Source organism: Methylobacterium sp. 1030, assembly GCF_040544715.1.
Lineage (GTDB): Bacteria > Pseudomonadota > Alphaproteobacteria > Rhizobiales > Beijerinckiaceae > Methylobacterium.
In genome coordinates, this window is sequence record NZ_JBEPKM010000024.1 from 34,443 (window position 1) to 56,631 (window position 22,189).

Sequence of the window (22,189 nt, forward strand, 5' to 3'; positions counted from 1 at the left end):
GTCAAGCTCGCGGTCACGCTTTCCCGTCGAGGAGGGCGCGCAGGGACCGGAAGTCCCGCCACGCGAGGCGCTTCTGGACCGGCTGGCGCAGCAGGAAGGCTGGGTGGAGCGTGGCGAGCAGCTTCACCTCGCGGCTCGGCAACTTGTACGGGAAGAGGCGGCCTCGGGTCCGCAGGATGCCGTCCTTGGTGCCGGTCAGCGTCTGGGTCGCGGGCGCGCCGAGGCAGACGATGATGTCCGGGTCGACGAGTTCGATCTGGCGCTCCACGAAGGGCCGGCACACGGCCACCTCCTGGGGGGTCGGGTTGCGGTTGCCCGGCGGCCGCCAGGGCACGATGTTGCCGATATAGGCGCTCGTCCGGTCGAGCCCGACCGCCTTCATCATCTTGTCGAGGAGCTGGCCTGAGCGGCCCATGAACGGCTTGCCGATCCGGTCCTCGTCGGCGCCGGGCGCCTCGCCGAGAAACATCACCCGCGCCTCGGGATTGCCGTCGGCGAAGACGAGGTTCTTCGCCGTGAAGCGCAGCGGGCAGGCGTCGAAATCCGCGAGAATCCGTTCGAGCTCGTCGAGGGACTTGGCCTGCCGCGCCCTAGCGCGGGCGTCGCTCGCGGCCTCGTCGGGCTGGGCGCTGGCGGCGCGGCCGAAGGTGCGCGGCGCCGCGATGGGCGCGGCCGTGCCCGGGGGCGCCGATCCGGGGGGCGGCACGAGCGTGTTGGCGACCGGGCTGACCGGCTGCTCGGCGGCCCGGGGGGGCGCCCGGCGCGGCGTGCGCAGGGTAGGCGCGGGCGTGTCGGCCTCGTTGAAGCGGTCGTGCGGCTGCTCGTCGAGCGCCGCGTCGGCCCCGGCCTCCACGTGGAAGTCGAGATAGGCGATCAGGTCGGCTTGCGCGTCGGTGGGGCTCGGCATGGGACTCAGCATGTGGGATCGCCGGGGCCTGTGGACAACTCGCCGAATCGGTCCGGGTGGCAAGGACTTGCGTGACCGAACAGCGCGGCGCGGCGCAGCGCTGTGACGCCGTCCCCTGCGGCAAAGGGAACTTTGCCTTGAGCTTGAGCGTCGGCAACTTGCCTTTCTAGCTTGGAATCGCTTGAGACGGCATCAGGAAGGCCGGCCCGGCGACGAACCGGGCGCCGGAACAAGAAAAGGAACCCGAGGATGGCGCTGCCCGAACGCGAGAGCATGGATTTCGACGTGGTCGTGGTGGGCGCCGGCCCGGCCGGCCTCGCCACCGCGATCCGCCTGAAGCAGCGCGCCGCCGAGATCGGCGAGGAGATCTCGGTCGTCGTCGTCGAGAAGGGCTCGGAGGTCGGCGCCCACATCCTGTCGGGGGCGGTGATCGACCCGATCGGCCTCGACCGGCTCCTGCCGGAGTGGCGCCAGGACCCGGAGCGGCCGCTCAAGACGGAGGTGCAGCGCGACGAGTTCATGATGCTCACCAAGAACAGCGGCATCACCCTGCCGAACGTGTTCTTCCCCAAGCTCATGTCGAACCACGGCAACTTCGTCGGCTCGCTCTCGAACGTCTGCAAGTACCTCGGCGCCCAGGCCGAGGCGCTCGGCGTCGAGATCTACCCGGGTTTCCCGGCCTCCGAGGTGCTGTTCGACGGCAACGGCGCCGTGGCGGGCGTAGCCACGGGCGATCTCGGCATCGGCCGGTCCGGCGAGCCGCGCGAGGACTACACCCGCGGCATGGAGCTGCGCGCCAAGTACACGGTGTTCGGCGAGGGCGCCCGCGGCAACCTGACCAAGGGTCTGATCCAGCGGTTCGAACTCAACCGGCACAGCGACCACTTCAAGTACGGGCTCGGCGTGAAGGAGCTCTGGCAGCTCGCGCCCGGCAAGTTCGAGCCCGGGTTGGTGCAGCACACGATGGGCTGGCCGCTGCCCAACAAGGCCGGCGGCGGCTCCTGGCTCTACCACTTCGATGACCACCTGCTCTCGGTCGGCTTCGTCACGCACCTGAACTACGAGAACCCGACCCTGTCGCCGTTCGAGGAGTTCCAGCGCTTCAAGACCCACCCGATGATCGCCGAGACCTTCGAGGGCGCCAAGCGCATCGGCTACGGCGCGCGCGCCATCATGGAGGGCGGCTGGCAGTCGGTGCCCAAGCTGGTCTTCCCCGGTGGGTGCCTCGTCGGATGCTCGGCCGGCTTCGTGAACGTGCCGCGGATCAAGGGCTCGCACAACGCGGTGCTGTCCGGCATGCAGGCGGCCGACGCCATCGCGGACGCCCTGAAGGCGGGCCGCGCCGGCGACGAGCTCACCGCCTACGAGGCCGGATGGCGCAACAGCCCGATCGGGCAGGACCTGAAGGCGGTGCGCAACGTCAAGCCGCTCTGGTCCAAGTACGGCACGCTGGTCGGCGTCGGGCTCGGCGGGATCGACATGTGGGCGACCAGCATCCTCGGCGCCTCGCCGTTCGGCACGCTGTCCCACGGCAAGCCGGATCACGCCTGCCTCAAGCCGCTCTCGGAGGTGACGCCGATCGTCTATCCGAAGCCGGACGGCAAGCTGACCTTCGACCGGCTGTCCTCGGTCTACCTCTCGAACACCAACCACGAGGAGGACCAGCCGCCGCACCTCAAGGTCCGCGACCTGGAGCTGCAGAAGCGCTCCGAGCACGACGTCTACGGCGGCCCGTCCGGCCGCTACTGCCCGGCCGGCGTCTACGAGTGGGTGGAGGATTCTTCAGCCAGCGACGGCGTGCGCTACCAGATCAACGCGCAGAACTGCGTCCACTGCAAGACCTGCGACATCAAGGATCCGAACCAGAACATCGACTGGGTGACGCCGGAGGGTCCGGGCGGGCCGAACTACCCGAACATGTGAGGTCAGCCCTCGGCCGAGGGGCCGAGGCTCACGTCTTTGCGAGCGCAGCGAAGCAATCCAGTGAACCGCTCCGTGGGCAGACGTCCCGCCGCCCTGGGTCGCTTCGCTGCGCTCGCGATGACGGGACGGCCGACCAACCCGGCCACAACCCCCGCGCCATCCTTTCGCCTTGCGGGGCTGGCGGGATGGGTTCAGTGTCCCCAACGTTTTTTCGGGGATGCCCCGCCATTCTCGCGCCCGGCCCCCGACGGGCCGGCGCCCAGGAGCCGCGATCGGTTCATGATGATGACACGCGCCCGCCGGAGCGTTTCGGCGCTCGCCCTGCTGCTCGCCGCCGGGCTCCCGCAGACCGTGCTCGCCGCGCAGCCGAAGGAATCGACCCCGGTGCTCGACTACGAGCCCGCGGACTCGCTCGAGGGCAACTTCCTCTCCGCCTACATCGCGGGCGCGTCGCGGGACACGGCGGCGGCGGCGACCTTCTACCGCGAGGCGGTGAAGGCCGACCCGCGCAACGCGGAACTCGTCGAGCGCGCCTTCATCTCGCTGCTGGCCGACGGCGCCCTGCCGGACGCGTTCCGCACCGCCGAGAAGCTGATCGCCCGCGATCCGACCAACGGCCTCGCCAACCTCTCCCTCGGGGTGCGCCAGATCAAGGCCGGCCAGTGGGCCGCCGCCCGCCAGAACTTTTCCCGGAGCGGCCGGGGCGCCGCCACGGACCTGACCGCGACGCTGCTCACCGCCTGGTCCTACGCGGGCGCCGGCGACAGCAAGAAGGCGCTGGAGACGGTCAACAAGCTCCGGGGCGAGCGCTACTACAACACCTTCCGGGACTACCATGCCGGCCTGATCGCCTCGGTGACCGGCGACAACGCCGAGGCCGAGCGCCGCCTCAAGGCCGCCTACGACGCCGACCACAACACCCTGCGCATCGTCGACGCCTACGCCCGCATGGAGGCCAGCCTCGGCCGCACCGACCTGGCGATCCAGGCCTATTCCGACTTCGACCAGCTCTCGCCGCGCCACCCGCTGGTGCGCGACGCCCTCGAGAAGCTGAAGGACGGCAAGCCGCTCACGCGGCTGATCGGCACCGCCCAGGAGGGCGCCGCCGAGGTGCTGTACGGGCTGGGCTCCGCCGGCTCGACCCAGGGCGACGAGCTGCCCGCGGTGATCTACCTGCGGCTCGCCCTCTACCTCGCCCCCGACCACGCGCTGGCCCGGCTGACGCTCGCCGACACGCTCGACCGGATGAAGCAGCCCGAGCGCGCCAACGAGGCCTACGCGCAGATCCCGGCCAATTCCCCGCTCAAGCTCAACGCCGACATCCAGATCGGCCTGAACCTGGAGCAGATGGGCAAGGGCGACGAGGCGCTGGCCCATCTCGACGCGGCGATGAAGGCCCACCCGGACGACATCGACGTCATCACCGCGCTGGGCAACGTGCAGCGCGCCCGCAAGAAGTACGAGGAGGCGGCGGCCACCTACACCCGCGCCATCGACCTGATCGGGAACCGGCCGCAATCCAACTACTGGACGACCTACTATTTCCGCGGCACCGCCTACGAGCGCGCCAAGCAGTGGCCGAAGGCCGAGGCCGACCTGAAGAAGGCCCTGTCCCTGGTGCCGGCCAACCAGCCGGCCGCCAAGGCCCAGGTGATGAACTACCTCGGCTATTCCTGGGTCGACCAGAACATCAACATCGACGAGGCGTTCAAGCTGCTGCAGCAGGCCGCCGACGCGAGCCCGCGGGACGGCATGATCGTCGACAGCCTCGGCTGGGCCTATTACCGCCTCGGCCGCTGGGACGACGCGGTGCGCGAGCTGGAGAAGGCGGTCGAGCTGAAGCCCGGCGATCCGACCATTAACGACCACCTCGGCGACGCCTACTGGCGCTCGGGCCGGCGCCTCGAGGGCAAGTTCCAGTGGCAGCACGCCAAGGACCTGAACCCCGAGCCGGACGACCTCACCCAGATCAACGCGAAGTTGAAGGACGGGCTGCCCGACATCGAGAAGCCCACCGCCACCGCCGAGACGGTGCCGGCCCCGGTCGCCGCCCCGCACAATCCCGACAACCCGGAACTCCCGAAGGGCGCTCCCCAGCCGCACGAGGCGCCGGGCTCCGCCGACAAGGCCAAGAAGTCGGGGGGCTAGGCCTCCCGCCAAGTCCCGCCTCGGGGCGGTGCGGCTGCCGCGCCGTCCCGACGATGCGCGGGCCATTTCGGGACGCGAGGCCGCGAGATCCGGCCCGCGCCCGCCGCCCTGTCGCGGCTTCGGGCGCCCGCGCTGCGGCTCGGAGGCCGTAGGTCGAGCGACCTAATTGCCCACCGATCCGCGCCCGCTATCGTCGCGCCTCCGCAACGTTCCGGAGTGCGACGTGAGAGCGCTGAAGCCTGTCTGTGTCCTGCTGGTCCTCGCCTGCGCGGCGTCCGGGATCGGGGCCGATCCCGCGCGGGCGCAGGACGCGGCGGCGGCGCCGAAGGCCTTCGCGCTCGATTCCGTTCCCGTCTCGGACGCGCCGCTCGGCCGCTTTCCCTACTTCGCGCTGCCCGACGGCTACCAGCCGGTGAACCCGCCCGAGACGCGGGAATTCGGGCATTTCCTGTTCTGGACCGGCGCAGCGCTTCACGAGGTCGAAGGCAAGGTCTTCCAGTCCCTGATCGGTCCCAAGGACGGCAAGACCTACTCCGCCTACGAGCTGAAGAAGAACATCGAGGCCGTGCTGACGCAGGCCGGCGGCCGGAAGATCGCCGACGGCCGGATCCCCAACTCCGTGACGGAGACGCTGCCGGAGGAGATCCGGATCGGGATGTATGAGGGCCTGGGCGACGTCTACAACGCGCCCGCCCAGACCTGGGTGATCCGCCGGCCGGACCGGCAGATCTGGGTGCATTTCGTGCCCGACAGCTTCACCGCGGCCTGGACGATCCTCGAGACGAAGCCGTTCGTGCAGACCGCCGCCCTCCTGCCCGCCGAGCGGCTGAAGCAGGATCTCGACAAGACCGGGAAGGCGGTGATCCAGGTCAACTTCGCCACCGACAGGACCGAGATCCTGCCGGCCTCCGCCCCGCAGATCGACGCGGTGGCGGCCCTGCTGCGGACGGATCCCGGCCTGCGGCTCGCGATCAACGGCTACACGGACGGGACCGGGGCCGCTTCGCACAACCAGGCCCTGTCCGACGGCCGTGCCAGAGCGGTCATGGCGAGGCTCGTCGGCGCCGGCATCGCGAAGGACCGGTTGAGGGCCAAGGGCTTCGGTTCTGCCAGCCCGGTCGCCGCCGATGACAGCGAGGCGGGGCGGGCGCAGAACCGGCGCGTCGAGCTGGTCAAGTTCTGAGCGGCGCGGGCACGCGAAGACCCCCGGCGGCCGGGCTCGGACGGACCATCCGGGAGCGCGCCGGCGTCGGAGCGGGGGACAGCGCGATCGACAAGAGTATTTTGTCCGCCAGCTCATAAAAATCGACGCGCATTTTCGCGAGCTTTGACGCACAGTGCGTGGCCGTTCGCGGGCGGCCACGCCGCGTCCCGCCCGGCAGGAGATTCGCACGGCAAGAGCCGGCGGGCGGGCACGTGCCCGCGACCCAGGGAGGAAGGCCCATGCCGTCAGACATCGAGATCGCCCGCGCCGCGACCCTGAAGCCGATCGCGCAGGTCGCCGAGAAGCTCGGCATCCCGGATGACGCGCTCCACAATTACGGCAAGCACATTGCCAAGATCGACCACGGCTACATCGCCGGGCTGGAGAGCCGGAAGCCCGGCAAGCTCGTGCTGGTCACCGCGATCTCCCCGACGCCCGCGGGCGAGGGCAAGACCACCACCACGGTGGGCCTGGGCGACGCCCTGAACCGCATCGGTGAGAAGACCATGATCTGCCTGCGCGAGCCCTCGCTCGGGCCGTGCTTCGGCATGAAGGGCGGCGCGGCCGGCGGCGGCAAGGCGCAGGTCGTGCCGATGGAGCAGATCAACCTGCACTTCACCGGCGACTTCCACGCCATCACGTCGGCCCACAGCCTCGCGGCCGCGCTGATCGACAACCACGTCTACTGGGCGAACGAGCTCAACATCGACGTCCGCCGCATCCACTGGCGCCGGGTCGTCGACATGAACGACCGGGCCCTGCGCGCGATCAACCAGTCGCTCGGCGGCGTCGCCAACGGCTTCCCCCGCGAGGACGGGTTCGACATCACGGTGGCCTCCGAGGTGATGGCGGTGTTCTGCCTCGCGCGTGACCTCGCCGACCTGGAGGAGCGCCTCGGCCGGATCGTCATCGCCGAGACCCGCGACCGCAAGCTCGTCACCCTCAAGGACGTGAAGGCCACCGGCGCCATGACGGTGCTGCTCAAGGACGCCCTGCAGCCGAACCTCGTGCAGACCCTCGAGGGCAACCCGGCGCTGATCCACGGCGGCCCCTTCGCCAACATCGCCCACGGCTGCAACTCGGTGATCGCCACGCGGGCCGGCCTGCGGCTCGCCGACTACACGGTGACGGAGGCCGGCTTCGGCGCCGATCTCGGCGCCGAGAAGTTCCTGGACATCAAGTGCCGGCAGGCGGGCCTGACCCCCTCGGCGGTGGTGGTGGTGGCGACGATCCGCGCCCTCAAGATGCATGGCGGCGTCGACAAGAAGAACCTCGGGGGCGAGAACATCGACGCCCTGGAGAAGGGGTTTGCCAACCTCGCCCGTCACGTCACCAACCTGCGCGGCTTCGGCCTGCCGGTCGTGGTCGGCGTCAACCACTTCCACGCCGACACCGACGCCGAGCACGCCAAGCTCAAGGACCTGTGCCGCGAGCGGCTCGACGTCGAGGCGATCACCTGCCGCCACTGGGCCGAGGGCGGCGCCGGTGCCGAGGAGCTGGCCCGCGCGGTGGTGAGGCTCAGCCAGGCCGAGCCGGCGCCGATCCGCCACGCCTACGAGACCGAGAGCCGCCTCACCGACAAGATCCGGGCGATCGCCACCAAGCTCTACGGCGCCGCCGACATCCAGATCGAGACCAAGGCCGCCGGCAAGCTCGCCACCTTCGAGAAGGACGGCTACGGCCACCTGCCGATCTGCATGGCCAAGACCCAGTACTCCTTCTCCACCGACCCGACCCTGATGGGCGCCCCCGAGGGCCACATCGTCGGCGTGCGCGACGTCCGGCTCTCGGCCGGCGCGGGCTTCGTGGTGGCGATCTGCGGGGAGATCATGACCATGCCGGGCCTGCCCCGGGTGCCGGCCGCCGACACGATCCGGCTCGACGCCAACGGGCAGATCGACGGGCTGTTCTGAGAAACGTCGCGCGGGGCTCGCCCACGGGCGGGCCCCGCCGTTCGTCGTTGCGAGCGGAGCGAAGCAATCCAGGGACACACCGCATCCGGAGATCGCGCGCTGCCCTGGGTCGCTGCGCTCGCGATGACGGAGCGGGTCGGATCAGGGGCCGCCCCTACGCGTCCCCGAACAAGTCCACCGCCAGCCGGGAATGCGCCTCGCGCAGCATCCCGGTATCGACCCCGAGCGGCTGCCCGTCGATCACCCGCCAGCGCCCCGCGACCATCACCCGGTCGGCCCGGGTGGCGCCGCACAGGACGAGCGCCGCCAGCGGGTCGTGGGCTCCGGAGAAGCGCAGCTCGTCCAGGGTGAACAGGGCGAGATCCGCCTCGCGGCCCGGCGCGATCCGGCCGATATCGGAGCGGCCGAGGCAGGCGGCCGAGCCCTCGGTCGCCCAGCGCAGGGCGTCGAGATGCGTCACGGCCTCCGCCCCGTAGGTGAGCCGGTTGATCATGAGGGCGTGGCGCACCCCCTCCATCAGGTTCGAGCTGTCGTTCGAGGCCGAGCCGTCGACGCCGAGGCCCACGGGCGAGCCCGCCGCCTCCAGCTCGCAGGTGCGGCAGCGGCCCGAGGCCAGGGTCATGTTCGAGGTCGGGCAGTGGCAGACACCGACGCCGGCCGCGCCGAGCCGCGCGACCTCGGCATCGGTGAAGTGGATGCCGTGCGCGAGCCAGACCCGGTCGCTCAGCCAGCCGACCTCTTCGAGGTACTCCACCGGGCGGCAGCCGAACATCTGCTGGCAATAGGCCTCCTCGTCGCGCGTCTCGCCGAGATGGGTGTGCAGCCGGCACCCGCTGCGGGCGGCGAGCTCCGCGCTCGCGCGCATCAGGCGCTCGGTCACCGAGAAGGGCGAGCAGGGGGCGAGGGCGATCTGCACCATCGCCCCGGGGGCGGGATCGTGGAACAGGTTCAGCACCCGCTCGCAGTCCGAGAGGATCGCGTCGTCGTCCTGGGTCAGGGCCGCGGGCGACAGGCCGCCCGCCCGGTCGGACAAGCTCAGGGAGCCGCGGGTGAGCGCGGCCCGGATCCCGAGGTCGCGGGCCTCCGCGACCTGGATGTCCATCGACGCCTCGAGGCCTTTCGGGAACAGGTAGTGGTGGTCGCCCGCCGTGGTGCAGCCCGAGAGCAGCAGTTCGGTGAAGGCGACCCGCGTGGCGAGCCGGAACGCCTCCGGGGTGATCCGCCCTCAGACCGTGTAGAGCGCCTCCAGCCAGGGGAAGAGCGGCTTGTTGAGCGCCAGCGGATGGGCGCGGGTCAGCGTCTGGAAGGCGTGGTGGTGCGTGTTGATCAGCCCCGGGATGACCACGTGGCGCGACGCGTCGAAGGTCGCGTCCACGGGCGCGGCGGGGCGCGCGCCCGCCGCCACGCACTCGACGATCCGGGTGCCCGCCACCACGATCCCGCCGCCGGCGGCCTCGGCCAGGACGGCGCGCGGGTCGCGGATCCAGAGGCGTCCCGATCCCGGTTCCCCTGCCTCGGCCATGCGCGTCCGCTCCCGTCGCCCGAGAGCCTGCCTAGCGGAGGCGTCGGACCGGGGGCAATCCCGCGGGTACACGCTTGAGGATCCGGGGCGGTCGGCGCCCCGGCCGCCCCGGCCAGGGTTGACGGGCCTCGGCCGCCTTGAGAAACGTCATGGGGACTGACCTATCACCCGTTGGGAGCGGCCGCGCCGTGACACGGACAGCCCCGCGCGAGGAGATGTTCGCGCCGAAACCCGTCCCGGGCGCCGCGCCGGCCGCCCTCGGCAGCGACGACCTGATCGAGCTCCTGTTCTTCGCCTACCGGGATTTCGTCGGCGATCCGGACAGGATCCTGGCCGATTACGGGTTCGGCCGCGCCCACCACCGGGTGCTGCACTTCGTCGACCGGTACCCGGGCCTGACGATCGCCGAGCTCCTCGACATCCTGCGCATCACCAAGCAGAGCCTGAACCGGGTGCTCAAGGACCTGATCGGGCAGGGCTACGTCGCGCAGAAGCCCGGTTCCAGCGACCGGCGCCAGCGCCTCCTGTACTGCACCGAGGCCGGCGCCGGGCTCGCGGCCGACCTGACGCGGGTCCAGGCCCGCCGCCTCGCCCGGGCACTCGCGGCGCCGGATGCCCGGGGCTCCCCGGAGGACTTCCTGATGGCGATGATCGAGCCGGAGGACCGGCCGGCGGTCCAGCGCCTGATGGCGCGGCGCGGGGGCGGGGCCGAGGGGCAGGTCGACGCGGAGGAGCCCGCGTGAGCCACGCCGCCCGGTCCGACCTGCCCGACGAGGCGCCCCACGTCCTCGTGGTCGACGACGACCGCCGCCTGCGCGAATTGCTCGCCCGCTACCTCACCGACCAGGGCTTCCGGGTCACCGCGGCGGCGAGCGCCGCGGAGGCGCGCGCCCGGGCCCAGAGCGTCGTGTTCGACGCCATGGTGCTCGACGTGATGATGCCCGGCGAGAACGGCTTCGACTACGCGCGCAGCGTCCGCGAGACCTCGCGCGTGCCGATCCTGATGCTCACGGCCCGCTCCAACCCGAACGACCGGGTGATGGGGCTGGAGATCGGCGCGGACGATTACCTGCCGAAGCCGTTCGAGCCGCGGGAGCTGACGCTGCGGCTCAACAACATCATCAAGCGCAGCGTGCGGCCCCGCGCGGCCTCCGCCGAGGCCGTGACCTTCGGGCCCTTCGCGTTCCGGATCGACCGGGGCGAGCTGCGCCGGGACGACGAGCTGATCCGCATCACCGAGCGCGAGCGCGAGATCCTGACGATCCTGGCGACGGCGGGCGGCGCCAATGTCGAGCGCGAGCAGCTCGCCGGTCCGGGCGGCGCGGCGGCGGAGCGCACCGTCGACGTGCAGATCAACCGCCTGCGTCGCAAGACTGAGGTCGATCCCGCCAACCCGGTCTTCCTGCAGACTGTGCGGGGCGTCGGCTACCGGCTCGCGGTGGATTGAGCCGCCTGCGGGCCGCCGGGCGGCTCAGACCACCCGCGGCGTGTCGGGTTTCAGCTTGAGGGCCTTGGCGATCCGGGTGGACAGGCTCCCCACGATCGCGAGGCTGGCCGACGGGCCGGCGAGGGCGCGGACGGCCTCCACCGCCTCCTCGGCGCTGGGCTTCATCACTGCGTAGACCGTGGCGCCGGGCGCCGCGCCGGCGCCCTCCGCGGTCACGGAGACGAGGAAGGTCGTGTGGCGTCGCCGCAGGCGTCCAGGCATGGTCCAGCATTTGGCATGTCGGCTAACCATCACCAATGCCTGAGACCCGGAGCCGGCCGGGAAACCGCACGCACCCGGCACGATAACCCGTGCCGGGTCTCTCAGATCAGGGCAAGGTCGATGCCGGGAAGCCGCAGCCCGTCGAGGCGCGTGCGCCAGCGCTGCCCGGAGGCGACGGGCAGCGCGTCCGTCAGCGTGCCCGTCGTGACGACAGTCCCGGCGTCGAGCGGTGGGGCCACCGGATCGTTAGCCAGCGCATCGACGAGGTGGGCCAGGGCCGCGAGCGGCCCCGTCCCGAGCACGCAGCCGCCACCGCCCCGGTCCGCGACGGCCCCGTCCCGCAGTAGCTCGACGGTGAAGCCGGCGAGTTCGCCGAGCCAGGCCGATCGCGCGTCCGCGGTGATCCGCACCCGCTCGCCCACCACCAGCAGCCCGTGCAGCCCGAAGGCCGCGACGGTGTCGGGCGCCGCGAAGCGCCAGCCCGGATAGAGCGACTGCACGATCTCGAAGCCGCTCGCCGCCCAGTCGAGGCAGGCGATCAGCGCCGCGGCATCCATGCCGGGCTCGGGCGCGCGCGCCAGCCCGAACACGATCTCCGGCTCGATCCGCGGCTCGACGAAGGCGGCGAGCGGCACCGGCCCCGACAGGGCGGCCCGGTCGCGCAGGGTCGTGTCGTAGACGTGCCCCCAGATCGGCGCGCGGACGCCGTAGCGCTCCCACAGGGTCGTGTTGGTGAAGCCGATCTTGTAGCCGACCGGCCGCTCGCCGCGCTCCCCGCGCAGGACCCGGACCGCCTCGGCCACCCGGTAGGCCGCCGGCAGGTCGAGGGCCGGATCCCAGTCGGTCAGCGGCGCGATCGGGCGGCGATGCTCGTGCGCGGAGAGGATCGTGCGGGCATGGGCCGCGGCGGAGATCGGCTCGGTCATCGGCGCACGGCGTGAGGGCCGACGGGGCGGCACCCGCGCCGGGCCGCCTCCAGCGCGGCCGGCCGATCTTACCCGAGGTGACCGTCGCCGGGAACGCGCGCTCTGTCGCTGCGCCGCCGACGCTCGCCGGCCCGTCCCCCGCGCGGAGCGCGCTCCCGGGGCGTTCGCTCCCGGCCCCGCCGCCCGCAGCATATTTTCATTAGAGGAATACCAAAATACGTTTCTTAAAGATGTGTCATCGGAGGCACATACTGCTCACGGATCCGTGATAGCTGGGCATCGGCGCGTATCTTCGCCCAGTAATTCTTGTTTAGAGTCGGTACAATGTCGAGATATGTCAGTGACCGGGCCGGGTCGCGCGCGTTCGATCGTGCGGAGAGGCTGCTCCGAATCGGGTTTGTATCGTCGACATCTATACTCACGCTCGGGGCGGCCGCGCTCGCCCAGCCCGCGCCCGCCACGGACATCGAGCTGTCCGAACTCAGCGTGACGGGCGAGGCGCGCGGGCGCAGCCTGAACAGCGACCTGTACGGGCGCGGCGGGGCCACCGGGCCGGTGCCCGGCTACGTTGCCAGCCGCAGTACGGTCGGCACGAAGACCGACACGCCGATCCTGGAGACCGCGCAGTCGGTGTCGGTCATCGGGCGCCAGCAGATCGAGGATCAGAACGCCCTGACCATCAACCAGGCGCTGCGCTTCACGCCGAGCGTCACCACCGAGCAGCGGGGCGGCGCCGGCTCGACGCGCCTGGAGCAGTTCTACATCCGCGGCTTCACCGCGCCGATCTTCCTCGACAACATGGCGCTGCCCGGTAACCGCGACGCCTTCCCCAGCGTCGATCCCTACCGCCTGGAGCGGGTCGACATCATCAAGGGGCCGGCCTCGGTCCTCTACGGGCAGTCCGGTCCGGGCGGCCTCGTCAACCTCGTCTCGAAGGTCCCGCAATTCGTCCGCCACGGCGAGATCTTCGTCCAGGGCGGCGGCTTCAGCGAGGTCCGCGGCGGCTTCGACGTCGGCGGCCCGATCGCGTCCGACATCCCGGGTCTCGCCGACCAGTTCGCCTACCGGGTCATCGGCCTCGGCTGGAACGGCGACGGCCCGGCCGTGACCACCAAGGTCGAGCGCGCCTTCATCAACCCGAGCCTCACGTGGCGGCCCTCCGCCGACACCTCGCTCACGATCATCGCCAACTACCAGCGCGACCCGTTCTCGGGCTTCTACGGCGGCTTCCCGGCCGTCGGCACGGTGTTCCCGCGCAATTTCGGCAGCGGCGTCTTCGGCCGGCTGCCGGTGAACTTCTACGACGGCGACCGCACCATCGAGCGCTCCGACCGCACCCAGGCCTCCGTCGAGTACCTGTTCGACCACCGGATCACCGAGAACCTGCGCTTCCACTCGGCCGGCCGCTACCTGCGCTCGAACGGCGACTACCGCAGCGTGTTCACGACCTTCGGCGACGTCAACGGCCCGTACACGAGCGGGCCGACCATCGGTCGCTCGGTCGGCGGCACCCAGGTCGACATCGAAGCCTACACGATGGACAACAACTTCATCGCCGATTTCGACACCGGCCCGATCGCCCACACGGCGCTGCTCGGCGTCGACCACCGGACCTTCAGCACGCGGTCCGTCACCGGCCCGTTCCCGGCGACGACGAGCCTGAACGCCCTCGCCCCCGACCACGACCTGCCGATCCGGTTCCCCGCCTTCACGTCGACCTCGCGGATCGACGCGCAGCAGACCGGCGTGTACTTCCAGGATCAGGCGAAGTTCGACCGCTTCATCCTGACGCTCGGCGGCCGCTACGACACCGCCCGGCAGACCGGCCCGACCCGCACCTTCGCGCCGAACGGGCTGACCATCCAGGACGTCCCGGCCGAGGCCTTCACCGGCCGCGCCAGCCTGCTCTACCTGTTCGACAGCGGCGTCGCCCCGTACGTCTCCTACAGCGAGGCGTTCGAGCCGATCGTCAACGGGCGGATCTTCGACGCGGCCTTCGGCTCGGCCGGGCGCATCCCCGTCCCGATCGCCAGCAACCAGTACGAGGCCGGCATCAAGTACCAGCCGCCCGGCACCGACATCCTGCTGACCACCGCGTTCTTCGACATCCGCCGCTCGAACGCCACCACCACCGACCCGGTCAATCCCGGCTTCGTCGTGCAGACCGGCGAGGTCGGCGTGCAGGGTGTCGAGTTCGAGGCGCGGGCCACCCTCGCCGAGGGCCTCAGCCTGATCGGCGGCTTCTCGCTCCTCGACATCCGCAACGTCCGCGACACCGGCTTCACCACGAACGACCTGACCCGCCGGCAGGTGCCGCTCCAGGGGCTGCGGCCGGTGCAGGTGCCGGACACGACGGCCTCGCTGTTCGTCGACTACCGCTTCACCGACGGCCCGCTCATCGGCCTCGGCCTCGGCGGCGGCGTGCGCTACCTCGGCCCGTCCTGGGGCGATCCCGCCAACACGTTCCAGGTGCCCGAGAGCGTGCTGGTCGACGCCGTCGCCTCCTACGACATGAAGCACCTCGACCCGCGGCTCGCCGGCCTCAGCGCGCAGATCAACGTGCAGAACCTGCTCGACGAGCGCTACGTGACCGGCTGCTTCACCTACTCGGGCTGCTATTACGGCCTGCCGCGCACGGTCTACGCGACCCTGCGCTACCGCTGGTGAGGCGGCCGCCGTGGGCAAGACCTTCCGGCAGTCGATGGCGTGGCTCCACGCCTGGTCGGGCCTCGTCGTCGGCTGGGTGCTGTTCGCCGTCTTCGTGACGGGCACGGCGAGCTACTACCGGCCCGAGATCTCGCAGTGGATGCGGCCCGAGCTCCGCACCGACCGGACCTTCGGGCCGGCGGAGCTCGCGGCGGCGGCCGAGCGCGGCGTCGCCCACCTGCAGGCTAATGCGGGCGGCGCGCGGACGTGGTTCCTCGCGCTGCCGCGGCCGGACCGGCCGGTGCTGGAGCTGTTCTGGCGGACCGGCCCGGGCCGGCCGCCCGGCCACGTCCTCCTGGATCCCGACAGCGGCGCGCCGGCGGCGGTGCGGGCGACGCGCGGCGGCGACTTCCTCTACCGCTTCCACTTCGAGCTGAACCTGCCGCCGCTCTGGGGCCGCTGGATCGTCGGCGCCTGCGCGATGATCATGCTGGTGGCGCTGATCTCGGGGATCGTCACCCACCGGCGCATCTTCGCCGACTTCTTCACCTTCCGGCGGGACAAGTCCGCCCAGCGGGGCTGGCTCGACGCGCACAACGTCACGGGCGTGCTCGCCCTGCCGTTCCACCTGATGATCACCTATACCGGGCTCGCCACCCTCATGGTGATGTACGTGCCCTGGGGCCTGAACACGGCCTATCGCGGCGACAGCCAGCGCTACTTCGCCGAGTCCGGCCAGATCACCGCGCCGCGCTCGCCCGCCGGCCAGCCCGGCACGCTCGTGCCGGTCGGGCCGCTGGTGCTCCGCGCCCTGGCGATGCGGCCGGAACCCCTGGAGCGGATCACGGTGGTCAACCCGGCGGACGCGCGCGCCACCGTGGTGGCGGTGTTCGAGGAGCCGCACGGCCTCTCCCACGAGCACCCGCAGATCGCCTTCGACGGCGTGACGGGCGCGGTCCTGGAGGTGCGCGCGGGCGGCCTGCGGCCGGCGACCAAGACGTTCACCGCGATGGTCGGCCTGCACGAGGCGCACTTCGCCGGCCCGGCCCTGCGGGTGCTGTTCTTCCTGTGCGGCCTCGCCGGCAGCGCCATGGTGGCGACCGGGCTGCTGCTCTGGGCGGTGGCGCGCCTGCCCAAGGGGGACGCGCCCCGGGGCTTCGGCCTGCGCCTCGTCCAGGGCCTGAACGTCGCGACGATCGCCGGCCTGCCCGCGGCCGTCGCCGCCTATTTCCTGGCCAACCGGCTACTCCCCGCCGCGCTGCCCGCGCGGGCGGAGTGGGAGGTCGGGGCCTTCTTCGCCGTCTGGCTGCTCGTCGCCGTGGCGGCGCTCCTACGCCCGGCCGGGCGGGTCTGGCCGGAGACGCTGACGGCGGCGGCCGCGTTGTACGGCGCCGTCGCGGCCGCGGATGTCGGGCGCCTCGTCGCGCTCCGGTTCGGTGGCGCCGCGCCGGTCGAGCCGGTCTTCCTCGCCTTCGACGGCGCGATGCTGGCCCTAGCCGCCCTCATCCTGCTCGCGGTCCGCACGATCGCGCGGCGCGGCGGAGCGTCCCGCGGCCCCGCGAAGGCCGCGGGGCTCTCGATCGCGGGGCACGCGCGGCGGGAGCAGGCCCGGCCCGGCATGCCGGTACCGGGAGATCGGGAGCCGATATGATAAAATTGAACTGGTATATTGAACCCAGTGCGGCGAATTAATTCAAAATAACTCCCGAAGTCTGACATATATCGGATGCGCGTCGACTGTATCTGTGCAGAATGGTTCGGCCGGCATGCCAGCCGGTCGCGCCTGTGTCGTCGATTTTCACGCCCTTGATCCTTCGGCCCAGGCGTTCCAGCGCGGTCCATCCCAAGCGCACGCTGGACATGTCCCCGAGACCCAGAACTTGAGCCTCGAGGCGCGGCCCTCGGGGCTCTTTTTCTGCCGCGCCGGGCGATGCGGGCCCGGCGGCTGTTCACGGGCCCCGCGTCCCCGTACCAGAAGGCCACGGGAGCGGCAGGACGGGCATGCAGCGCATCACCATCACCATCGACGACGCCCTGCTGACGGCGGTCGACGACCTCTGCGCGCGGCGCGGCTACGGCAGCCGCTCGGAGGCGGTGCGCGACATCGTCCGCGACGCCCTGGCGCCGGCCCGCGCCGCGGAGACCGGCGGATCGGCGGCCTGCTACGGGGCCCTGAGCTACGTCTACAGCCACGGCACCCGCGACCTGGCCCGTCGGCTGACCGGCGAGGGGCATGAGCACGGCGTCTCGATCGCCAGCCTGCACGTGCACCTGACCCACGACGCGTGCCTCGAGGTGGCGGTCCTGCGCGGGCCGGTGGCCCGGATGCAGAGCTACGCCGACGCCGTCGTCACGCAGCGCGGCGTCCGCTACGGTCACCTGCACCTCATCCCGGAGGGTGACGACGCCCGCACCCATCCGGGCCACGGCGACGACGGCCCGGGGTGAGGGCGCCCCCCGCCCGCGATCCGGCGCCCCATCGACTGCGCCCCACGCGCAACACGGCCGGCCTAATCCGCCCGTATGATTTTTTCGTATGTTTATCATACGGGCGGCGTGCGAGAGTCCGGGGATCGCCACGCCTCGCCCGGTCTGCCGGTGTCCCGCCCGACTTCCCGCTCGACTTCCCGTCCTGTCTGCTGCCACCGGCCTGCCGCCCCCGGCTTCCGCGCCGTGACCCGGCTGCTCGCCGCGGGCGGCCTCGTCGTCGCGACCGCCGGGCGCGGCTGGGCGGCGCCGGGTGAGGGCGCCCCGACACCGTCGGCCGTCACCCTGTCCGAGATCTCGGTGGTCCCCGCGGCGCCTCCAGTCATCCCCGCGACGGACGGGCCCGGCGCCAGCGCGGGCTATGTCGGCGGCGTCACCGGGATCGGCGGCGCCCTGCTGAGCGTCGACGCGGCCAGCGCCGGCCTCATCGGCGGGGCGGTCCTCAACGCCCGCCCGGTCACGCGGCCCGGCGAGGTGCTGGAGGCAGTGCCGGGCCTGATCGTCACCCAGCACAGCGGGGAGGGGAAGGCCAACCAGTACTTCCTGCGCGGCTTCAACCTCGACCACGGGACCGACATCGCCATCAGCGTCGACGGCATGCCGGTCAACATGCGCACCCACGCCCACGGCCAGGGCTACGCCGACCTCAACTTCCTCATCCCCGAACTCGTCGGCGCGGTGGAGTACCACAAGGGGCCGTACTTCGTGCGCGACGGCGACTTCGCCTCCGCGGGCTCGGTGCGCATCGACTATCTCGACACCGTGCGGGAGAATCTCGCGCTGACCTCGATCGGCAGCTTCGGCTACAAGCGGGCCCTGTCGATCGCCTCGGCCCCGCTGGGCGAGGGCACCCTGCTGGTGGCCGGCGAGGCGCAGGTCTACGACGGGCCGTGGACCGTCCCGGACGCGCTGCGCAAGCTCAACGGCGTCGCCCGCTACAGCCAGGGCACGGCGCTGGACGGGTTCGCGGTCACCGGCATGGCCTACGCGTCCCGCTGGACGGCCACCAACCAGATCCCGGAGCGGGCCGTCGGCGCGGGCCTGATCGGCCGCTACGGCACCCTCAACCCCACGGATGGCGGCGACACCGCCCGCTTCTCCCTGTCGGGGCGGTTCAGCGCGACGGACGACACCGGCATCACCCGGGCCTCGGCCTACGTGATCCGCTACCAGATGAACCTGTTCAACGACTTCACCTACTTCCTCAACGATCCCGTCGGCGGCGACCAGTTCCACCAGCTCGACCAGCGCGTCCTCGGCGGCGGCGAGGTGCTGCACAACTTCCAGGGCGACCTGTTCGGCCGGCCGCTGGAGGTCGAGGTCGGCGCCCAGACGCGGACGGACTCGATCCGCGTCGGCCTGTTCAACACCGCCTTCCGCCAGTACCGCTCGACCGTGCTCGACGACCGCGTGCTGGAATCGAGCGGCGCCCTCTACCTCGACACGCGGGTGCGCTGGACCGAGTGGCTGCGCACGAGCGTCGGCGTGCGGGCGGACGGCTACTACGCCGACGTCCGCTCGGACACGCCGGCGAACTCGGGACGGGCCACCGACGGCATCGTCAACCCGAAGCTCGGCCTCGTGCTCGGACCGTGGTCCGACACCGAGATCTACGTGAATTACGGCGGCGGCTTCCACTCGAACGACGCGCGCGGCGTCACCGCCACGGTCGATCCCGCGAGCCCCCTGTTCAACATCACCCGGTCGCCCTTCCTGGTGCCCTCCACGGGCTACGAGCTCGGCCTGCGCAACCGGTCGATCGCCGGGCTGGAGACGAGCCTCGCGCTGTTCCGGCTCGACTTCGCCTCGGAGAACATCTTCCAGGGCGACACCGGCACCACGGAGCCGAGCCGCCCGACCCGCCGGTTCGGCGTCGAGTGGACGAACCGCTACGCGGTGACGCCGTGGCTGTCCCTGGACGGGGATCTGACGATCACCAAAGCCCGGTTCTCCAGCTACGACCCGGCGGGCAACCGGGTGCCGGAGGCCCCCACGACCATCGCGTCGGCGGGCGTGACCTTCGGCGAGCCCCTCGGCTGGTTCGGGAGCCTGCGGGTCCGCTATTTCGGGCCGCGCCCGCTCATCGAGGACAACGCGATCCGCTCCCGGGCGACCGCCCTGCTCAACGGCCGCATCGGCTACCTGTTCGACACCGGGGTGAGCGTCTCGCTGGACGTGCTCAATCTGACGAACAGCAAGGCCGACCAGATCACCTACGCCTACGTCTCGCGCCTTCCGGGCGAGCCCGCCGAGGGGCTGATCGACCGCGTCTTCCACCCGGTGGAGCCCACGGCCGTGCGCCTGACGATCGCCGGGCGGTTCTGACCGCCAGCGCCACGACGACACGCGGGTCCCGACTCCCTCGCGGCAGACCCACGCCGCGACGGACTTCGTCCCGGCGTCCCGGTCGCGTCAGCCGCCGCTGCGCGAGACCCGGTAGTCGCGCGGGGTCAGGCCGTAGGTCTCCCGGAACGCGCGACTGAGCTGGGCGCCGCTCCCGAAGCCGTAGGCCTCCCCGATCGCGCCGATCGACCGCGGCTCCAGCGGATTGTCGAGGGCGGCCCGCACGGCCGCGAGGCGCTGCCGCGCGCGGTAACGCGCCACCCCACCTTCCGGCTCGAACAGGCGGTAGAGCTGGGAGCGCGATATGCCGAGCGCCCGCGCGATCGCGTCGATCCGGGGCGGCGTGTCGAGCTGGCCGCGGATGAACCGCTTCGCGGCCCTGAGCCGGGCGGCCTCGAGCGGCGCGGCCGCGCGGGCCGCTCCCTCCAGGCTCGGGCGCGCGCAGGCCGCGACCATGTGGAGCGTGGCCTGCGCGATCGGGGCGGCGTCGGTCGCGGTGATCGCGCCGCTATGCGCGGCCAGGCTCCGGATATGGTCGGCGAGCAGGCGGCCCGCGCCGCCGGTCAGGATCAGTCCGTGCATCGCGTCCTCGTCCGGCAGCACGGTGGCGATGGAGGCGCGCGGGACGGCCAGGATCAGCGAGTCCGTCTCCGGCACCCGGCTGCGGCGGTACGGCTGCGACAGGTCGTTGAGGCTGACCGCGCCCGCCGGAACCTCCGCCACGCCCCGTTCGGTCTCGACGCTGTAGGCGTGCCGGCTGAGGTGCAGGACGAACCCGTCCTGACCGTCGCGCCGGATCCGGGAGCGGGATCGGGCCGGCCCCTGCGGTGCGGCGCTCATGACGCGCAGGGCCATCGGGCCGATCAGCGTCGTCTCGATCCGGCCCGAGAAGCCGTGCGGATCGGCATCGAGGTCGTGGGCTGCGAACAGCGCGCGCCACGCGGCGAAGCGGTCGCGCTCCGGCAGGGCATCCGTCGTGAAGAGGGAACGGGGTACGACGTTCACGGCGGGACCGATGAGCGAGGGTTGAGTGATTTTACCTTACGTTGCGCGATCGACCAGTGCGCACGGGACACAATCTACGATCTGACGCGACCCGCTCCCGCGGGGTGACAGTCTGTACCCCGGGGCCATCGTCCCATCGCGGCAGTGCCGCGGTGGGACGACCTTCGGGCCACCAGGGCTTGCGAGAAACATAACGCGTTATATAATTGATGTCGGGAGAACCGACATGCCGGCAGACATCCTCGACGAACTCGGGCCGCTGTTCCTGGGCAGCCGCCTCAAGCGCCTCGCCGACCGCTTCCAGGCCGACGCCGCCCGGATCCTGCGGGACGAGGGGCTCGGCATCCAGCCGGCCCAGTTCCCGCTCCTCGCCGCCATCGACCGCTACGGACCGCTGACCATCGGCGACGCCGCCGCCGCCCTCGGCGTCAGCCAGCCGGCGGCCACGCGCACGGCGGCGAGCCTCGTCGCGCTCGGCTTGCTCGAAGAGGCGCGGTCGGACGCGGACCTTCGCCAGAAGGCGCTGTCGCTCAGCGGTGCGGGCAAGGCCCTGATGGCGCGCGCCAAGGACGCGCTCTGGCCGCGCGTCGACAGGGCCGTCGCGAGCCTGTGTGCCGGCCTGTCGGGCCCCCTACTGGACCAGGTCGCCGCCCTGGAGCGCAGGCTCGACGCCGTCCCGTTCGCGGCCCGCATCCGCCAGGACGGCGCGGCCGGCGATGCCGCGACGGGCCTGACGATCCGGGACTACACGGACGCGCTGGCGGACCGCTTCCGCGACATCAACGCCGAGTGGATCGAGGCGATGTTCGCGCTGGAGGAGAACGACCGCCGGATCCTGTCCGATCCCCGCGGCGAGATCCTGGACCGCGGCGGGCTCATCCTGTTCGTTGAGTCGGCGGATCTCGGGATCGTCGGCACCTGCGCGCTGATGCGGACGGAGGCGGGCTGCTACGAGCTGACCAAGATGGCCGTGTCCGCGCGGGCCCGGGGCCGCAAGGCCGGCGAGCACCTGCTGCGGGCGGTGCTGGCCCGCGCCGCGGCCATGGAGATCGAGACGCTCTACCTGCTGACCAACACCAAGTGCGCGGCCGCCGTGCACCTGTACGAGAAGGTCGGGTTCCGGCACGACCCGGAGATCATGGACCGGTTCGGCCGGCGCTATGCCCGCTGCAACGTGGCCATGCGCTATCCCCTGTGACGCCGCGCGCCCGACGCGCCGAGGGCGACCCGTTCCCGGCCGTGCGCGGGCCCGCGCGGCGCCGCAGCGAGCCGCTCCCATCCGCGGAGGACAGCCGCGCACTCTGCGTCAGATCTCGTTCAGCAGTGACGATGCGCGGACAGACAAAATGATGGGCGCGAAGATTTCAACTGAAAATTGATTTGGGCGATCTGTTTGTGAGAGCATCAGCAACAGATCCCGTAACGGAATCTTATCGTCACGCTTCCATCTTGGCGGT

General features: G+C 71.5%; 15 protein-coding genes and 1 pseudogene. 11 read left to right on the top strand and 5 right to left on the bottom strand.

All coding sequences use genetic code 11. The annotated features are described in order from the left end of the window. Positions 1 to 13 precede the first annotated feature (13 nt). Positions 14 to 919: a uracil-DNA glycosylase gene (locus ABIC30_RS27240; RefSeq protein WP_020094310.1), complete on the bottom strand. Its 906-nt coding sequence runs from the start codon at positions 917 to 919 to the stop codon at positions 14 to 16. Positions 920 to 1,156: 237 nt separating this feature from the next. On the opposite strand from ABIC30_RS27240, the gene ABIC30_RS27245 reads away from it, so the two are divergent. From ABIC30_RS27245 to ABIC30_RS27260, 4 genes are all read left to right on the top strand, one after another. Next, a complete protein-coding gene (locus tag ABIC30_RS27245) occupies positions 1,157 to 2,830 on the top strand; it encodes an electron transfer flavoprotein-ubiquinone oxidoreductase (RefSeq protein ID WP_103985635.1) in 1,674 nt (557 codons plus the stop codon). Positions 2,831 to 3,109: 279 nt separating this feature from the next. Then, a complete protein-coding gene (locus ABIC30_RS27250) occupies positions 3,110 to 4,978 on the top strand; it encodes a tetratricopeptide repeat protein (protein ID WP_020094312.1) in 1,869 nt (622 codons plus the stop codon). A 223-nt stretch (positions 4,979 to 5,201) separates the two neighbouring features. Continuing rightward, on the top strand, positions 5,202 to 6,161 hold the full coding sequence (locus ABIC30_RS27255; protein WP_103985634.1) for an OmpA family protein: 960 nt from the start codon (positions 5,202 to 5,204) through the stop codon (positions 6,159 to 6,161). Positions 6,162 to 6,421: 260 nt separating this feature from the next. Then, entirely contained in the window at positions 6,422 to 8,095 is a 1,674-nt protein-coding gene (locus tag ABIC30_RS27260) for a formate--tetrahydrofolate ligase (RefSeq protein WP_103985633.1), read from the top strand. 154 nt (positions 8,096 to 8,249) lie between these two features. On the opposite strand, the pseudogene ABIC30_RS27265 reads toward ABIC30_RS27260, so the two are convergent. Further along, positions 8,250 to 9,617, bottom strand: a pseudogene (locus tag ABIC30_RS27265) (8-oxoguanine deaminase). A 215-nt stretch (positions 9,618 to 9,832) separates the two neighbouring features. Here ABIC30_RS27265 and ABIC30_RS27270 point away from each other — a divergent pair. Together ABIC30_RS27270 and ABIC30_RS27275 are read left to right on the top strand one after the other, a co-directional pair. Then, the gene (locus tag ABIC30_RS27270; protein ID WP_020094317.1) at positions 9,833 to 10,360 is read left to right on the top strand and encodes a MarR family winged helix-turn-helix transcriptional regulator; all 528 of its coding nucleotides are present in this window, start codon (positions 9,833 to 9,835) and stop codon (positions 10,358 to 10,360) included. Then, positions 10,357 to 11,064: a response regulator gene (locus tag ABIC30_RS27275; protein ID WP_020094318.1), complete on the top strand. Its 708-nt coding sequence runs from the start codon at positions 10,357 to 10,359 to the stop codon at positions 11,062 to 11,064. Before ABIC30_RS27270 ends, ABIC30_RS27275 begins: the two co-directional genes overlap by 4 nt. Before the next feature lie 24 nt (positions 11,065 to 11,088). On the opposite strand, the gene ABIC30_RS27280 is transcribed toward ABIC30_RS27275, so the two are convergent. Together ABIC30_RS27280 and ABIC30_RS27285 are read right to left on the bottom strand one after the other, a co-directional pair. Next, positions 11,089 to 11,325, bottom strand: coding sequence for a hypothetical protein (locus ABIC30_RS27280; RefSeq protein ID WP_020094319.1), 237 nt, complete (start codon positions 11,323 to 11,325; stop codon positions 11,089 to 11,091). Between the two features lie 101 nt (positions 11,326 to 11,426). Then, positions 11,427 to 12,251, bottom strand: coding sequence for a 2-keto-4-pentenoate hydratase (locus tag ABIC30_RS27285; protein WP_020094320.1), 825 nt, complete (start codon positions 12,249 to 12,251; stop codon positions 11,427 to 11,429). Positions 12,252 to 12,575: 324 nt separating this feature from the next. On the opposite strand from ABIC30_RS27285, the gene ABIC30_RS27290 reads away from it, so the two are divergent. From ABIC30_RS27290 to ABIC30_RS27305, 4 genes are all read left to right on the top strand, one after another. Beyond that, entirely contained in the window at positions 12,576 to 14,918 is a 2,343-nt protein-coding gene (locus tag ABIC30_RS27290) for a TonB-dependent siderophore receptor (protein ID WP_042670930.1), read from the top strand. A gap of 10 nt (positions 14,919 to 14,928) precedes the next feature. Then, positions 14,929 to 16,548, top strand: a complete 1,620-nt coding sequence (locus ABIC30_RS27295) for a PepSY-associated TM helix domain-containing protein (RefSeq protein ID WP_103985628.1) — start codon at positions 14,929 to 14,931, stop codon at positions 16,546 to 16,548. Positions 16,549 to 16,898: 350 nt separating this feature from the next. Further along, entirely contained in the window at positions 16,899 to 17,345 is a 447-nt protein-coding gene (gene nikR, locus ABIC30_RS27300) for a nickel-responsive transcriptional regulator NikR (protein WP_103985627.1), read from the top strand. A gap of 225 nt (positions 17,346 to 17,570) precedes the next feature. Next, positions 17,571 to 19,709: a TonB-dependent receptor gene (locus ABIC30_RS27305; RefSeq protein WP_181049185.1), complete on the top strand. Its 2,139-nt coding sequence runs from the start codon at positions 17,571 to 17,573 to the stop codon at positions 19,707 to 19,709. A gap of 87 nt (positions 19,710 to 19,796) precedes the next feature. Here ABIC30_RS27305 and ABIC30_RS27310 read toward each other — a convergent pair whose 3' ends face one another. After that, positions 19,797 to 20,732, bottom strand: a complete 936-nt coding sequence (locus tag ABIC30_RS27310) for a helix-turn-helix domain-containing protein (RefSeq protein WP_056533482.1) — start codon at positions 20,730 to 20,732, stop codon at positions 19,797 to 19,799. A gap of 226 nt (positions 20,733 to 20,958) precedes the next feature. On the opposite strand from ABIC30_RS27310, the gene ABIC30_RS27315 reads away from it, so the two are divergent. Next, complete coding sequence (locus ABIC30_RS27315; protein WP_091927673.1) at positions 20,959 to 21,930, top strand: bifunctional helix-turn-helix transcriptional regulator/GNAT family N-acetyltransferase; 972 nt, start codon at positions 20,959 to 20,961, stop codon at positions 21,928 to 21,930. Positions 21,931 to 22,189: the final 259 nt, after the last annotated feature.